14 protein-coding genes and 1 other RNA gene are annotated in these 14,749 nt (G+C 72.0%); 4 read left to right on the plus strand and 11 right to left on the minus strand.

Going from position 1 to position 14,749, the window contains the following annotated elements; translation table 11 throughout:
* Positions 1 to 9 precede the first annotated feature (9 nt).
* The 3 genes from M4D82_RS13230 to M4D82_RS13240 all read right to left on the minus strand — a co-directional run bounded on the left by M4D82_RS13230 (position 10) and on the right by M4D82_RS13240 (position 3,886).
* Positions 10 to 1,251, minus strand: coding sequence for a uroporphyrinogen-III synthase (locus M4D82_RS13230; protein ID WP_249766244.1), 1,242 nt, complete (start codon positions 1,249 to 1,251; stop codon positions 10 to 12).
* A gap of 196 nt (positions 1,252 to 1,447) precedes the next feature.
* On the minus strand, positions 1,448 to 2,818 hold the full coding sequence (locus tag M4D82_RS13235; RefSeq protein WP_249766245.1) for a nitrate/nitrite transporter: 1,371 nt from the start codon (positions 2,816 to 2,818) through the stop codon (positions 1,448 to 1,450).
* Positions 2,819 to 2,917: 99 nt separating this feature from the next.
* Positions 2,918 to 3,886: a LysR family transcriptional regulator gene (locus tag M4D82_RS13240; protein WP_249766246.1), complete on the minus strand. Its 969-nt coding sequence runs from the start codon at positions 3,884 to 3,886 to the stop codon at positions 2,918 to 2,920.
* Between the two features lie 97 nt (positions 3,887 to 3,983).
* On the opposite strand from M4D82_RS13240, the gene M4D82_RS13245 reads away from it, so the two are divergent.
* On the plus strand, positions 3,984 to 5,303 hold the full coding sequence (locus tag M4D82_RS13245) for an MFS transporter (RefSeq protein ID WP_249766247.1): 1,320 nt from the start codon (positions 3,984 to 3,986) through the stop codon (positions 5,301 to 5,303).
* 88 nt (positions 5,304 to 5,391) lie between these two features.
* Entirely contained in the window at positions 5,392 to 6,870 is a 1,479-nt protein-coding gene (locus tag M4D82_RS34050; RefSeq protein WP_283844472.1) for an SH3 domain-containing protein, read from the plus strand.
* Between the two features lie 88 nt (positions 6,871 to 6,958).
* Here M4D82_RS34050 and M4D82_RS13260 read toward each other — a convergent pair whose 3' ends face one another.
* The 7 genes from M4D82_RS13260 to ftsE all read right to left on the minus strand — a co-directional run bounded on the left by M4D82_RS13260 (position 6,959) and on the right by ftsE (position 11,638).
* Positions 6,959 to 7,222 (minus strand): hypothetical protein, encoded by a 264-nt coding sequence (locus M4D82_RS13260; RefSeq protein WP_249766248.1) that lies wholly within the window; start codon positions 7,220 to 7,222, stop codon positions 6,959 to 6,961.
* Entirely contained in the window at positions 7,219 to 7,566 is a 348-nt protein-coding gene (locus M4D82_RS13265) for a hypothetical protein (RefSeq protein ID WP_249766249.1), read from the minus strand. The genes M4D82_RS13260 and M4D82_RS13265 overlap by 4 nt, the downstream gene beginning before the upstream one ends.
* Before the next feature lie 132 nt (positions 7,567 to 7,698).
* Positions 7,699 to 8,087, minus strand: a transfer-messenger RNA (tmRNA) gene (gene ssrA / locus M4D82_RS13270).
* An 86-nt stretch (positions 8,088 to 8,173) separates the two neighbouring features.
* On the minus strand, positions 8,174 to 8,659 hold the full coding sequence (gene smpB, locus M4D82_RS13275; protein WP_249766250.1) for an SsrA-binding protein SmpB: 486 nt from the start codon (positions 8,657 to 8,659) through the stop codon (positions 8,174 to 8,176).
* Between the two features lie 18 nt (positions 8,660 to 8,677).
* A complete protein-coding gene (locus M4D82_RS13280; RefSeq protein WP_249766251.1) occupies positions 8,678 to 9,880 on the minus strand; it encodes a S41 family peptidase in 1,203 nt (400 codons plus the stop codon).
* A gap of 67 nt (positions 9,881 to 9,947) precedes the next feature.
* Positions 9,948 to 10,931, minus strand: coding sequence for a permease-like cell division protein FtsX (gene ftsX / locus M4D82_RS13285; RefSeq protein WP_249766252.1), 984 nt, complete (start codon positions 10,929 to 10,931; stop codon positions 9,948 to 9,950).
* Positions 10,932 to 10,948: 17 nt separating this feature from the next.
* Positions 10,949 to 11,638: a cell division ATP-binding protein FtsE gene (ftsE, locus tag M4D82_RS13290; RefSeq protein WP_030240478.1), complete on the minus strand. Its 690-nt coding sequence runs from the start codon at positions 11,636 to 11,638 to the stop codon at positions 10,949 to 10,951.
* A gap of 274 nt (positions 11,639 to 11,912) precedes the next feature.
* Here ftsE and M4D82_RS13295 point away from each other — a divergent pair, with 274 nt between their 5' ends.
* Complete coding sequence (locus M4D82_RS13295; RefSeq protein ID WP_249766253.1) at positions 11,913 to 12,101, plus strand: hypothetical protein; 189 nt, start codon at positions 11,913 to 11,915, stop codon at positions 12,099 to 12,101.
* A 124-nt stretch (positions 12,102 to 12,225) separates the two neighbouring features.
* Here the strand turns inward: M4D82_RS13295 and prfB are convergent, their stop codons facing one another.
* Entirely contained in the window at positions 12,226 to 13,335 is a 1,110-nt protein-coding gene (gene prfB / locus M4D82_RS13300) for a peptide chain release factor 2 (RefSeq protein WP_249766254.1), read from the minus strand.
* A gap of 316 nt (positions 13,336 to 13,651) precedes the next feature.
* Between prfB and M4D82_RS13305 the strand changes: the two genes are divergently transcribed.
* Positions 13,652 to 14,725 carry an isopenicillin N synthase family dioxygenase gene (locus M4D82_RS13305; protein WP_249766255.1) on the plus strand — a complete coding sequence of 358 codons (1,074 nt, stop codon included), beginning with the start codon at positions 13,652 to 13,654 and terminating at the stop codon, positions 14,723 to 14,725.
* Positions 14,726 to 14,749: the final 24 nt, after the last annotated feature.

Below are 14,749 nucleotides of genomic sequence, written 5' to 3' on the forward strand. Positions count from 1 at the left end.
CGTCAATGATCACCCCGGCACGCTAGCCGACGCCCCCGGCCCCCCGGAACCCCACGGCGACCCCGCCCCCGGCCCCGGCGGAGATCCCGACCGAGCCCCCGCCCCCTCCCCCACGCACTCCCCCGCGTCCAGCGACAGCCGGTACCCCCGCTTGACCACCGTCTGGATCAGCGTCGGCACCCCCAGCGCCGCCCGCAGTCGGGCCATCGCCGTCTCCACGGCGTGTTCGTCGCGCCCCGCCCCCGGCAGCGCCCGCAGCAGCTCCGCCCGCGACACCACCCACCCCGGCCGCCGCGCGAGGGACTCCAGCAGGGCCATCCCGGCGGGCGGGACCGGGCGCAGCACGGCGTCGACCAGCACCGCCTGCCCGCGGATCTCCAGCCGGTGTCCCGCTACGGGCAACACCCGGGCCCGCCCCGGAAGTTCCCGGCACAGCACCTGGACGAGCGGCCCGAGCCGGAAGCGTTCCGGCTGGACGGTCGCCACCTCCTCGGCCTGGAGCGGCAGCGCGGTCACCGGCCCGACGCAGGCGGCCAGCACCGGCCCCCGCAGCGCTTCCAGTACGGCTTCGCGCAGTCCCCGTTCGGCGGCCCGGGACAGCAGCGAGGCCGCCGCCGGAGCGGAGGTGAAGCTGACGGCGTCGACGGCCCCGACGGCCACCGCGTCCAGCAGCCGGTCCAGCGGCGCGAGGTCCTCGGGCGGCATCCACCGGTACACCGGTACGGGCACCACCTCGGCCCCGCCGGCGCGCAGCGCCTCGACGAAGCCGGGCAGGGGTTCCCCGTGGAGCTGGAGGGCGATCCGCCGGCCGGCGACCCCGCCGGCCAGCAGTCGTTCCAGTACCTCGGCGAGGGACTCGGACTGCGGGGACCAGGCCTCGACCAGTCCGGCGGCCCGTACGGCGCCCTTGACCTTCGGGCCGCGCGCCAGGAGTTCGGTGGTCCGCAGTCGGGCGAGCAGTTCCTCGCCGATGCCCCAGCCGTCGGCGGCCTCGATCCAGCCGCGGAAGCCGATGGCGGTGGTGGCGACGACCGCGTCCGGCGGGCAGTCGATCAGGCCTTTGGTGGCGGCCATCAGCTCGCTGTCGTCGGCGAGCGGCACGATCCGCAGGGCGGGCGCGTGCACCACGGACGCCCCGCGCCGGCGCAGCAGGGCGATCAGTTCGTCGGCCCGTCGGGCGGCGGTGACACCGACCGTGAAACCGGCCAGCGGCCCGGCGACGGGGTCGGTCCGCGTGTCGTCGTCGTCCATGTGGTGTCCTGCCTTGACTGCCTTGCCCAGTGGGGGGTCTTTCGTCCTGCATCGACCGCGTGCGGTCAGTGCGCGCGATCCGAGCCTGCCAAGGCGCCGTGTCAGACTCGGTTCCACCGTATTTCGGGGCCGTAACGCGAGCGTGCCGCGCCCCCGCGCACACCCGCGCTCACCCCCGCACCCCCCTCACCTCCCGTCACACGGAGGTGAGCTGCGCCTTCACCGGCTCCCCGGCGCCCGGGAGCGGCGCCGCGACGGGCCGGCGAAGGTATACCGCCCAGGTGACGGCGCAGCACGCCGCGTAGAAGCCGAGGAAGGTGACGAAGGCGGCCGTGCCGGAGCCGGATCCGAGGAACGCCTCCCGGAAGACCAGGTTGATGGCGAGGCCGCCGAGCGCGCCGACCGCGCCGATCAGGCCCATGGCGGCGCCGGAGAGCCGGCGCCCCTCGGCGGCCGCGGCGTCGGCGTCCAGTCCCCGGGCGAGGGCCTCGGCCTGGAAGATGCCGGGGATCATCTTGTACGTGGACCCGTTGCCGGCGCCGCTGAGCGCGAAGAGGGCGACGAACCCGGCGAGGAACACCGGCAGGGATTCCCGTACGGAGGCCAGGACGACGACGCCGGTCGCCGCGGCCATCGCCACGAAGGTGACGAGCGTGATCCGCGCGCCGCCGAAGCGGTCGGCGAGCGCCCCGCCGACGGGCCGCACGAGCGAGCCGAGCAGCGGTCCGATGAAGGTGAGCGAGGCGGCCTGGAGCGGGGTGCGGCCGAACTGGGTCTGGAGGACCAGCCCGAAGGCGAAGCTGTAGCCGATGAAGGACCCGAACGTGCCGACGTACAGGAACGCCATGATCCACGTGTGCCGCTCGCGCAGCGCGGCGCGGACGGCGCCCGCGTCGCTCCGTACGGGCGCCAGGTTGTCCATCCTCAGCAGCGCGAGGACGGCCGCGAGGACGATCAGCGGCAGGTAGGCGGCGAGCAGCAGCCGCGGGTGGCCGGCGCCGGCGGTGGCGATGACCAGCAGGGCGGCGAGTTGGACGACGGGGACGCCGATGTTGCCGCCGCCCGCGTTGAGGCCGAGCGCCCAGCCCTTGCGGCGCAGCGGGAAGAAGGCGTTGATGTTGGTCATGGAGGAGGCGAAGTTGCCTCCGCCCACCCCCGTCAGGGCGGCGACGGCCAGGAAGGTCCCGTACGAGGTCCCGGGCTCCATGACGACCAGCGCGGCCACCGTCGGCGCGAGCAGCAGCAGGGCGCTGACCACGGTCCAGTTGCGGCCCCCGAAACGGGCGACGGCGAAGGTGTAGGGAACCCGGACCAGGGCGCCGACGCAGGTGGCGGTGGCGATGAGGAAGAACTTCCCGGCCGGGTCGATGCCGTAGGCGGGGCCCATGAAGAGGACCATCACCGACCACAGGGACCAGATGGAGAAGCCGATGTGCTCGGAGAGCACGGAGTACAGGAGGTTGCGGCGGGCGATGCGCTCCCCGGTCTCCCTCCAGAAGGTCTCGTCCTCGGGATCCCATCGCTCGATCCAGCGACCTGACCCGCGCGGTGCGGTCGTACCGGTCATCACACGCCTCCACAGCTGCTGTCGCGTCCGTGGTCAGACCGTAGGAACGGCGCGTTTCGGCCCCGGTCCCCGCCGGATGACCGGCGGGAAACCTTGCACTCACCCGCCGGCGGGCGGCGATGTGAGCGCGGCCGGCAGCCAGCTGCCCGGAGGGACTTCCAGCCAGCGGTGGGCGGCCTGGAGTTCGCCGACGGCGCGGGCGAGGGCGTCGAGGCCGGGGTGGGTCAGGCCGCGCCGCCACACCATCGACAGGGGGGAGAGCGGTACGGGGGCGGTCAGGGGCCGTTTGACGCTGCCGGGCAGGTCCACGAAGCCGACGGTGGCCAGGACCGGGTTGCGGGTCTTGGCCATGACCCGCCGGAACTCCTCCTTGCCGACCGCGACGGGCGCCGGCGGAGCGAGCGCGATACCGCGTCCGGTGAACAGTTCGCGGGCCAGGCCGGTCCACTCCAGGGTGCGGGGGTTGCCGGCGCCGGCGTACACGCTCTCCCCGGAGAGCGCGTCCAGCGGGACCTCGTCGCATTCGGCCAGGGGGTGGTCCTCGGGCAGCAGCACGGCGAGCGGTTCGTGGCGTACGGGAAGGTGGGCGAGGCGGGCGCGCAGGGCCGGGTCGAGTCCGTGGACGTAGCCGAACGAGACGTCGAGGCGGCCGGCGACGATCTCGGCGGCGGCGTGGGTGAGGCCGCTTTCGAAGCGGGCCATCAGTTCCTGGCCGGGGGCGAGTTCGCGGGCCCGTTCCAGGACCCGCCGGCCGGTGCCGGGGCCGTCGGTGTTGACGTCGACGAGCAGGGCGCGGGGCGGTCCGGCGAAAGCGGCGGCGAGTTCCTCGTGGGCGCGCAGCACCTCGCGGGCGTGCGGCAGGAGGCGTTCCCCCTCGGCGGTGAGTTCGACGGCCCGGGTGGTGCGCAGGAACAGGGTGGTGTCGAGGGCCTGTTCGAGGCGGCGTACGTCACGGCTCAGGGCCTGCTGGGCGACGTAGAGGCGGGCGGCGGCGCGGGAGAAGTGCAGCTCCTCGGCCACGGCGACGAAGCCGCGCAACAGTCGGGGGTCGACATGGCGGGAATTCACCCCCGGAGATTAACAACGCGGACTGACAACGGAATGCGGTGAATCGGTCCTGAACGGGTGTTGGACCGCGCGGGGGCGCGGGCCGCAGGCTCGGAGCATGCCGCAGAACCCCCCGCTCCTGGCCGTGACGGGCAGCACCCTCGTCGTGGCGGCACCCGCCGCCCCGACCACCGCAACCCCGACCACCGCCGCGCCAACCCGCACCCCGCGTCCGCCGCGCCGATCCCCGCACATATGGACCCCGTACGCCCGCCTGTTCGACCTCCCCGGCAGTCGCGGCTTCACCACCGGCAACCTCCTCGCCCGCCTCCCCATGGGCATGTTCGGGATCAGCGCGGTCATGATGATCGCCGCGCAGCGCGGTTCGTACGCCCTCGCCGGCGCGGTCACCGCGACCGGCATGGCCGCCACCGCCGTCGTCGGGCCGTGGACGGCCCGCCTGATCGACCGCCACGGCCAGGCCCGGATCGCCGTACCGGCCACGGTGATCGCGGTCCTCGGCTCGCTGTGCCTGGTGGTGTGCGTCCGGACGCACGCTCCGGCCTGGACCCTCTTCGCCTCCTACGCCGCCACCGCGACCACCCCCAACATCGGCGGCATGGCCCGCGCCCGCTGGAACCACCTCCTGCCGCCCGACGCCCGGCACACCGCCCTCTCCTTCGAACAGGCCGCCGACGAACTGTGCTTCATGCTCGGCCCCGTCCTCGCGGCCTTCCTGTGCACCACCGTGTTCCCCGAGGCGGGCACCCTCGCCGGCGCGGTCCTGCTGCTCACCGGCATGCTGATCTTCACCGCCCACCGGGCCACACAACCCCCCGCCACCGGCACGCCGCCCACCCGGGGCCCGTCGCCGCTGCGCCGGTTGCCGGCGCTGCTCGGGGTGCTCTTCGCGACCGGGGTGGTGTTCGGTTCGATGGAGGTGACCTCGGTGGCGCACCTCGCCGCCGAGGGGCTCGGCGCGGCGTCCGGCCCCGTACTGGCCCTCCAGGCGGCGGGCTCCTGCCTCGCCGGCCTGCTCTACGGCACCCTGCGCCCCCGGAGCCTGACCACCTGCCTGTGCGCCCTGGCCGTCGCGATGGCCCTCCCGTGGGCCGCGGCGGGCGCGGGTTCCCTCCCGCTCCTGGCGGCGGCCCTGCTCCTGGCGGGCATCGCCACGGCCCCGGTGATGGTCACGGCGATGTCCCTGGTCCAGCGGGCCACCCCGCAGGGGCGGCTCAACGAGGGCATGACCCTGGCCGTCACCGCCATACTGGCCGGGATCGCGGCCGGTTCCGCCACGGCCGGCCAGGCCGTCGACCACCTCGGCACGACGACGGCCTACGCCCTGCCCGCGGCCGCCGCGCTGCTCGCCCTGACGCTGCGCGCGGTGTGGCGTCCTGTGCACCATGTCGGGGCGATCGCTCCGGCGGGCGAGTGACGGCGCCCGCGTGGTACGTGCACGTGGCGCACATGATCGGCCATAACTGGGGGGTCTTCACACCCTTCCCTTCGCGGAGGAACTCCCCTTGTCTGCTTCCCGTTCCGTGTCCTCGGCCCTGATCGTCGCGGCCGTCACCGCGAGTTGGCTGCTGCCGACCGCGCCCGCCCTGGCCGACTCCTCGCACATCCGCTTCTCCCAGCCGTACGTCCCCTCGATCGCCCCCGGCAAGACGGGCCGCGTGGTCATCACGGCGGTCAGCGGGCAGGAGGCGTCCCACAGCGGAACGTTCCGGATCACCGCCCCGGAACGGACGACGTTCCCCGAGGCCCGCTTCTACTGGAACGGGCAGCGGGCCGGCGGCTCGTGCGACCGCTCCGCCGACGCCCGCCTGCTGACCTGCCAGGCCGGCACCCGCGCCGGGTTCGCCTTCCCGGCCCGCCGGCAGACGCGCATGGCGGTGACCCTGAAGGTCGACGCCAAGGCGCCGGAGGGCACGACCCTGGACGGCGGCGAGTGGGCCACCGGCACCGACGACCCGGTGCTGTTCGCGGTGGCCACGCCGGTCACCGGCCCGAAGGGCGACGACGGCCGGCCGGGCCACGACGGCCACCACGGCCACCACGGCAAGCCGGGCCGCCCCGGCCCGAAGGGCGACAAGGGAGACAAGGGGGACAAGGGAGACCGGGGCGACACCGGCGACCGCGGACCCAAGGGCGACCGCGGCGACGTGGGCGACCGCGGCCCCACCGGCCCGCAGGGCCCCCAGGGCGAAACCGGCAACACAGGCCCGACGGGTCCCACCGGCAACCCCGGCCCGACCGGACCCACCGGCCCGCAGGGCGACATCGGCAACACCGGCCCGACCGGCCCCCTCGGCAACACCGGACCCACCGGCCCGACCGGCCCGCAGGGCGAAACCGGCCCGACCGGTCCCTCCGGCGGCCCGACGGGCCCGGCCGGCCCCACGGGCGCCACCGGCCCGACGGGTCCGCAGGGCAACGACGGCAACACCGGCCCCACTGGCCCCACGGGCCCGCAGGGGCAGCTGGGTGAAACCGGCCCGACCGGTCCGCAGGGCACCACCGGCAACACCGGCCCCACCGGCCCGACCGGCCCCACCGGCCCGCAGGGGCAGCAGGGCGAAACCGGCCCGACGGGCCCCTCCGGCGGCCCCCAGGGCCCGACCGGCCCGACGGGCCCCCAGGGCCCGAAGGGCGACCAGGGCAAGCCCGGCGTCTGCAAGAAGTGCGGCGGCCACCACGGCAAGCCCGACCACCACGGCAAGCCGAGCAAGCCGGGTAAGCCGAGCAAGCCCGGCCACCAGAACGGCTCCACCCCGAAGGCCCGCATCATCGGCTCCGTCAAGAGCCTCGGCGTCCGCTCCGGGCCGGGCACGCACTACGAGAAGCTCGACAAGATCCCGAGCGGCGAGATCGTCGCCCTCCAGTGCAAGGTCAACGGCCAGAAGGTCGACGGCAATTCGATCTGGTACAAGCTCGCCGACGGCTCCGGCTGGATCACCGCCCGCTACGCCCTGAACCTCAACAAGATCCCGTTCTGCTGACCCACCCCACGGGCTGACCCACCCCACCCACGACGAAGCCCCCGCGACCAACCGGTCGCGGGGGCTTCGCCCGGCACGGTGGGCACACTCAGGCGTACCAGGTGATGCGGCAGACGTACACGCACTCGTGCCTGGGGACGGCCAGAAAGCTGATGAAACCGCGCCCTCCGAAGATGTCGAATTCGCGCAGGCCACCGGCCCTTCCGGTGGGACGTCCGACACTTTCCGCATCCCGGCCCAGCGCCGACAGCTCCGTGGCGATCCGCTCCACCTCCGCGATCACCCCGGGCGGCAGACCGCCGGTCACATGCGCGTGGTCGTCGGTGTTGTAGTCCCAGGTCCAGTCGCTCACAGCCCGGTCTCGGCCTCTGCCTTGTCAAGGATCTGCTGGATTTCCGCCAGTGCGGGCGCCGGATCGTCCACGCCCGCCTGGATCAGCCGTTCCAGAGCGTGGAGGCGTGCGGCTCTTCGGGGATGACGTTCGATCTCCACGAAGACGGCCCAGGAGTGGATGAAGGCCCGCAGCGGGGCCAGGGACTGTGCCTGCTGGGCACTTGTCGTGGCCTCGAAGAGGTGCTGCGTCAGATCCGACACCCGGCTGGGGGCGATCTTCGCGACGGCCTCACGGAGGGCGGCGGGCGTGAGTTCCGGCATGGGGATCAGCGGCCCGCCGTCGGCGGCGATCGGCGTACTCACGTGTCCTCCTCGGTAGGGCTCCACTCGGGAGTGGAGTCTTACGGTACCGCCGCGTCGCCCTTCCCGTGGACTCTGCGGGAATGACGAAGCCCCCGCGACCAACCGGTCGCGGGGGCTTCGCCCACATGGGATGAGTGGAGATGGCGGGAATCGAACCCGCGTCCAACGGTGCAGAAGCAGGGCTTCTCCGAGCGCAGTCCGCTGCGCTTTTCTCGGCCCCGGAGATCACACGGACAAGTCTCCGACGGGCTCAGTCACTGTTTGGTTTCCCTCCAACCCCCGTGACCGGGGCTAGAGGTTTAGATCCCTAGTTGACGCCAGGATCCGGACCGGGACCACTTCCGGGCTGACGCTCCTCACAGAGGCTTCAGCTCACTGTTATTAGGCAGCGAGGGTGAAGCGGGAGTTATCGCTCTTGGAGTTGGCGATTATTTTTTGCGACATGTGGTTAGCGAGATCATTGCCGCTTCCTCGGCTCGCTTCCCCTGCATCGACAGCCGCTGTCGAAACCGATCATCCCCATGTTTTTTTGACAAACCGCGCCACCCGGGGGCGGTGCGGTGCTGAACCCCATGGTACGCGAAGTGGACCACGGGATGCCAGGTGATTAAACCGTGCCCCGCTGCTTGCGGCGGATCGCCGAGATCGCCCGGTTCGTCTCGCGGGTGTCCTGCTTCTCCCGCAGGGTCTGCCGCTTGTCGTACTCCTTCTTGCCCTTCGCCAGCGCGATCTCGACCTTCGCGCGGCCGTCCTTGAAGTAGAGGGACAGCGGCACGACCGTGTGGCCGGACTCGTCCGCCTTCCGCTCCAGCTTGTCGATCTCCTCGCGGTGCAGGAGCAGCTTGCGCTTGCGTCGCGCGCTGTGGTTGGTCCAGGTGCCCTGGCTGTACTCCGGCACGTGCACGTTGTACATCCAGACCTCGCGGCCCTCCACGGACACGAAGCCGTCGACCAGCGAGGCCCGGCCCTGGCGCAGGGACTTGACCTCGGTGCCCGTCAGGACGATCCCGCACTCGTAGGTGTCGATGATCGTGTAGTCGTGCCGCGCCTTCTTGTTCTGGGCGATCAGCTTGCGCCCTTTTTCCTTAGCCATAGTGCGGCCATTTTCGCACTAAGGACCCACCCCGAGGCCACCCAATACCGCACGGGCCCGCTCTTCGGCCCGCTCGCCCGCCTCCAGGTCCGGGGTGATGCCGGCGCCGTCGAGGCTGCGGCCGGCCGGGGTGCGGTACGTGCCGACGGTCAGCTCCGCCACCGACCCGCCCGGCAGCTCCGTCGGCATCTGCACCGTGCCCTTGCCGAAGGTGCGGGTGCCGACCGTGACGGCGCGGCCCCTGTCCTGGAGGGCGCCGGTGACCAGCTCGGCCGCGCTCATCGTGCCCCCGTCGACCAGGGCGACCAGCGGCCGCGCCGTGTCCCCGCCGGGCCGGGCGTACAGGGCGCGCTCGGAACCCCGTACGTCGTACGTCGCCACGAGCCCGCCGTCCAGGAACGCGGACGCGGCCGTCACGGCCTCGGTGACCAGCCCGCCCCGGTTGCCGCGCAGGTCGAGCATCACCCCGCCGCCGGGCGGGGCGGCGCGCACGGCGTCGCGTACGCGCTCCCCCGAACCCCGGGTGAAGGAGGCGACCTTGATCACGGTGATGCCGTCCGCGAGCCGACGTACGGTCACCGGCTCTGTCCGCATCCGCTCGCGCCGCACGGTCTCGGTGAGGTCCGCCCCGTCACGGCTGAGACCCAGCACGACCGGCGTGCCGGCCCGGCCGCGCAGCAGTGCGACCACGTCGGCGACGGCGAGGCCGGTGACGGCCTGGCCGTCCACGCTGAGCAGCCGGTCGCCGGCGCGCAGCCCGGCGCGGGCGGCGGGGCTGTCGGGCTGGACCCTGTCGACCTCGATGCGGCCGCCCGGCATCCGGCGCGCCCAGAGCCCGACGCCGGTCCAGCAGCCGTCGAGGTCCTCGGCGAAGGCGGCGTACTCGCCCCGGTCGTAGACGGTGCCCCAGCGGTCGCCGCTGCGGCTGACCACCTCCTGGGCGGCCTTCTTGCCCGACTTCCCCTCCGCGACGGCCTCGGCGGCGGCGCGCGCGACGGCCTCCCGGTCGGCGGTCCCGCCGGCCCCGCCGACCCCGGGCGGGGCGTCCTCGGCCTGCGGGCCGCTCGTGCGAGCGACGGTGCGTACGTCGCCCCCGGCCTCGGCGGCGTCCCAGCAGCCGGTGCCCGCGGCGGTGGCGACGGACACGAGGAAGACCAACGTCAAGGCGGCCCCGCGACGCAGCTCGCGGGGCCGAAGACACAGAGCGGGCAGACCCGGCATGTGGCCGAGTCTAGGACAAGCCCCGTCGTGGCAAGCCGGGTTGAGGGCACTGCCCGCGGGGCACTCGTCACACCTTCAGGTACTTGCGCAACGCGAGGAAAGCGGCGAGGGAGGGCATCAGCAGGCCGATGACGAGGACCAGCGGCAGCTTCGTGAGGACCGCGTCCCAGCCGATGAAGTTGATGAGTTGAAGCTTGTCGCGCAGCCCGATGCCGTGGTCGATCACAAAGTACTGCCCGGCGCCGAGCATGCCGCAGGCGAGCCCCGCGCCGATGAGGCCGGCGACGGCGGCCTCCATGATGAACGGCACCTGGATGTAGAAGCCGGAGGCGCCGACGAGGCGCATGATCCCGGTCTCCCGCCGACGGCTGAACGCCGAGACGCGCACCGTGTTGACGATCAGCAGCAACGCCACGATCAGCATGATCAGCATGATGCCGAGGGCGGCCCAGTTGAGGGTGCCGAGGAGCGCGAAGAGGTTGTCGAGTTCGGAACTCTGGTCGGCGACGGACTGGACGCCGTCGCGGCCGGTGAAGGCGGAGGTGATGACCTCGTACTTCTCCGGGTTCTTCAGCTTGACCCGGAAGGAGTCGGGCATCTGGTCCGGGGTGACGACGGAGGCGAGCGCCGTGTGGCCGAAGCGCTCCTTGTAGTGCTTGTAGGCCTCGTCGGAGGACTCGTACATGACGGTCTGGACGAGCTCCATCTTCTTGAGCTCGGTCTCGATGCCCGTCTTCTGCTCAGGTGTCACCGCCCCCTTGGAGCACGGCCGCCCGGAGCCGGCGGCCGCCGTCTTCGACCCGTCGGCGGGGCTGCCGGCGGAGACGGTGGCGGTGGCGGCGTCGAGGGCGTCGTTCTTGGTGCAGAGGTAGACGGTGACGTTGACCTTGTCGTACCAGAACCCCTTCATCGCGCTGACCTGGTCGCGCATGAGGAGGGAGCCGCCGAACAGGGCCAGCGAGAGAGCCACCGAGATGATGACCGCGAAGGTCATGGTGAGATTGCGGCGGAGGCCGACGCCGATCTCCGACATGACGAACTGGGCGCGCATGACGTCTCAGGGACCTTTCAGTGCTGGTAGCCGTAGACGCCGCGCGACTGGTCGCGCACGAGTCGGCCCTGTTCGAGTTCGATGACGCGCTTGCGCATCTGGTCGACGATCTGCTGGTCGTGCGTCGCCATGATCACGGTGGTGCCGGTCCGGTTGATCCGGTCCAGCAGCTTCATGATGCCGACGGAGGTCTGCGGGTCGAGGTTGCCGGTCGGCTCGTCGGCGATCAGCAGGGCGGGCCGGTTGACGAAGGCGCGGGCGATGGCGACGCGCTGCTGCTCACCGCCGGACAGCTCGCCGGGCATCCGTCCTTCCTTGCCGCCGAGCCCCACCAGTTCCAGAACCTGGGGGACGGCCTTGCGGATCTCGCCGCGCGGCTTGCCGATGACCTCCTGGGCGAAGGCGACGTTCTCGGCGACGGTCTTGTTGGGCAGGAGACGGAAGTCCTGGAAGACGGTCCCCAGCTGGCGCCGCATGTGCGGGACCTTCCAGTTGGAGAGCTTCGCGAGGTCCTTGCCGAGGACGTGCACCTGGCCGTGGCTGGCCCGTTCCTCGCGCAGGACCAGGCGCAGGAACGTCGACTTGCCGGAGCCGGAGGAGCCGACCAGGAAGACGAACTCGCCCTTGGCGATGTCGAGGGACACATCCCTGAGTGCGGGACGGTTCTGCTTCGGGTAGGACTTGGAGACGTTGTCGAATCGGATCATGGATGCACCACGGTCGCCGGGAGTAGGTGTGCGTGACCATACGCGAACGGGCGCGAGGTGGGGACCAGGCATTCGCACATCGCCCGTTTTATCCTCGGGTGCCTTCGGGTGGGATCGCGTGTGCCCGGACGGGGCGCGCCGAATGTCGCCGGAGCCGGCACAGTGGTAGGGGAACGGACCCGGTGCCGACGCCGTTGAGTGGGTGGACCGTCGTCATTGACGCACGATTGACGCACGGCAGTCGTTGGTCGCAAGGGGACGAGAGGAGGAGCGCATGACATATGACCGGCTCGTGTGCGCGAACTGCGCCGCACCTGTGAGTCAGGGCCGCTGCCCTGTGTGCCGGGCGAACCGGGAGCGCCTCCAGCAGGAGGGCCCCTTCGCCGGTCTGAATCCGGTGACGCTCGTCGCGCTTCTGGTGGCGCTGGTGGCAGCCCTGGCGCTGGTGGCCCGGACCGCGTAGCGCGCCACGTCCCGATCGGATGGATCACACAGACAGATCACACAGACGGATCACACAGAAGGAGGAAGGGCCCGGACACCTGAGAGTGTCCGGGCCCTTCCCCCGTGTTCCGGTGCGGTCCGCCTTACGCGGTCTGCTCCTGCTGCTTGCGCCAGCGGATGCCGGCCTCCAGGAAGCCGTCGATCTCGCCGTCGAGGACCGCCTGCGGGTTGCCGACCTCGAACTCCGTCCGCAGGTCCTTGACCATCTGGTACGGGTGCAGGACGTAGGAGCGCATCTGGTTGCCCCAGGAGCTGCCGCCGTCCTTGAGGGCGTCCATCCTGGCCTGCTCCTCCTGGCGGCGCCGCTCCAGCAGCTTGGCCTGGAGCACGTTCATCGCGCTGGCCTTGTTCTGGATCTGGGAACGCTCGTTCTGGCAGGAGACCACGATGCCGGTCGGGATGTGCGTGATGCGCACCGCCGAGTCGGTCGTGTTGACGCCCTGGCCGCCGGGGCCGGAGGCGCGGTACACGTCGACGCGCAGTTCGGACTCGTCGATCTCGACGTGGTCGCTGGTCTCGACGACCGGGAGCACCTCGACGCCCGCGAAGGAGGTCTGACGGCGGCCCTGGTTGTCGAAGGGGGAGATGCGCACCAGGCGGTGCGTGCCCTGCTCGACGGAGAGGGTGCCGTAGGCGTACGGGGCCTTGACGACGAAGGTGGTCGACTTGATGCCGGCCTCTTCCGCGTACGAGGTCTCGTAGATCTCGGTGGGGTAGCCGTGCCGCTCGGCCCAGCGCAGGTACATGCGCTGGAGGCGCTCGGCGAAGTCGGAGGCGTCGACGCCGCCGGCCTCGGCGCGGATGTTGACGAGGGCTTCGCGCTCGGCGTACTCGCCGGAGAGCAGGGTGCGGACCTCCATCTCGTCCAGCGCCTTGCGCACGGAGGTCAGCTCCGCCTCCGCCTCGGCGAGCGTGTCCGCGTCGTCCATTTCCTGGGCGAGCTCGAACAGCACCGCGAGGTCGTCGATGCGGCCACGCAGGGTCTCGGTCTTGCGGACCTCGGCCTGGAGGTGCGAAAGCTTGCTCGTGATCTTCTGGGCGGCTTCCGGGTCGTCCCACAGGGACGGCGCGGCGGCCTGCTCCTCGAGCACGGCGATATCTGCCCTCAGCTTGTCGAGGTCCAGGACGGCCTCGATCGACCCCATGGTCGAGGAGAGGGACTTCAGCTCTTCGGATACATCGACAACTGCCACGGGTCCAGCGTAGCCGGTCCGCGGACGGCACTCTCCGGCCAGGCTCCGTCAACCTTGTATGGGCACGCATCCGCACAGGCGTACGCTCACCATATGACTGTCCTACTCGTGAAGCGTCGCCATGTGGATCACATGCGTGTCACCACGACGAGCTGTCTGCCGACGGACCCCGCACAAGCCTGATCCACCCCGATCCGACTTCGGTCCTGTACGCGGCCACGCCGCCCCGGCGCCATCCCCGCCGGCGGCACGCTCCACCCGCCTGCCCCCACATCCCCGGGGCACAGGACCCCGTGACATCCGAAACGGAGCCGTCATGCCGTCCGCGCACCCTTCTTCCACCTCCGCCTCCGCCTCCGCCCCTGCCTCCACCGCTGCCTCCTCCGCCGCCCAGGCCGTCGCCTCGCTGGCCGTGATCGACCTCTCCCGGGCCGACGACCCCGCCGAGCGGGCCGACTTCCTGCGGCAGCTGCACGCGGCCGCCCGGGACACGGGCTTCCTCTACCTCACGGGGCACGGGATCACCGCTGCGGAAACCGCCCGGATACTGGAGCTGACCAGGGCTTTCTTCGCGCTCCCGGAGGCCGACCGGCTGGCCGTGAGCAATCTGAACTCCCCGCACTTCCGGGGCTACACCCGCATCGGCCACGAGCTGACGGGCGGCGCCTCCGACTGGCGCGACCAGCTCGACGTCGGCGCGGAGCGGCCGGCTCCGCACGTGGGCCCGGACGACCCGGCGTACCTGTGGCTGGAGGGTCCCAACCAGTGGCCGCAGGCCCTGCCGGAGCTGCGGGAGGTCGTCCTGGGGTGGCAGAACCGGCTGGCGACGGTGGCCCACCGGCTGCTGCGGGAGCTGCTGGCCTCGATCGGCGCCCCCGCGGACTTCTTCGACGCGGCCTTCGCCGACCGCCCCCACCTGCACACGAAGCTGATCCGCTACCCCGGCTCCGCCCCTTCCGGCGCCGATCAGGGCGTCGGCGCGCACAAGGACTACGGCTTCCTGACCCTGCTCCTCCAGGACTCGGTGGGTGGCCTCCAGGTCGTCCGCGACGGCGGTTACGTCGACATTCCGCCAATGCCGGGTGCCTTCGTGGTCAACCTGGGCGAGCTGCTGGAGATCGCGACGCAGGGCTACCTGACGGCCACCGACCACCGGGTGGTCAGCCCGCCCGGGGCGGTCGAGCGGTTCTCGGTGCCGTTCTTCTACAACCCGCGCCTCGACGCCGTGGTGGACACCGTCCCCGGCGCCTACCTCAGCGCGGCGCCGGGCATCGCGCAGGACAGCGCGAACCCGCTGCACGCGGAGTACGGCCGCAACGAGCTGAAGGGCTGGGTACGCGCCCACCCGGCGGTGGCCCGCCGCTGGCACCCGGAGCTGCTGGGAACCTGACCGGGGCGTGAGGGGCATCGCCCC

Source organism: Streptomyces sp. RerS4, from assembly GCF_023515955.1.
In the GTDB taxonomy this organism is placed as follows: Bacteria; Actinomycetota; Actinomycetes; order Streptomycetales; family Streptomycetaceae; genus Streptomyces.

Coding starts and splice junctions, on each gene's coding strand:
- ftsX (WP_249766252.1), bottom strand. CDS start 10,931: ATGCGCGCCCAGTTCGTCATGTCGGAGATCGGCGTCGGCCTCCGCCGC.
- M4D82_RS13305 (WP_249766255.1), top strand. CDS start 13,652: ATGCCGTCCGCGCACCCTTCTTCCACCTCCGCCTCCGCCTCCGCCCCT.
- M4D82_RS13245 (WP_249766247.1), top strand. CDS start 3,984: ATGCCGCAGAACCCCCCGCTCCTGGCCGTGACGGGCAGCACCCTCGTC.
- smpB (WP_249766250.1), bottom strand. CDS start 8,659: ATGGCTAAGGAAAAAGGGCGCAAGCTGATCGCCCAGAACAAGAAGGCG.
- M4D82_RS13280 (WP_249766251.1), bottom strand. CDS start 9,880: ATGCCGGGTCTGCCCGCTCTGTGTCTTCGGCCCCGCGAGCTGCGTCGC.
- M4D82_RS13295 (WP_249766253.1), top strand. CDS start 11,913: ATGACATATGACCGGCTCGTGTGCGCGAACTGCGCCGCACCTGTGAGT.
- M4D82_RS13230 (WP_249766244.1), bottom strand. CDS start 1,251: ATGGACGACGACGACACGCGGACCGACCCCGTCGCCGGGCCGCTGGCC.
- M4D82_RS13235 (WP_249766245.1), bottom strand. CDS start 2,818: ATGACCGGTACGACCGCACCGCGCGGGTCAGGTCGCTGGATCGAGCGA.
- ftsE (WP_030240478.1), bottom strand. CDS start 11,638: ATGATCCGATTCGACAACGTCTCCAAGTCCTACCCGAAGCAGAACCGT.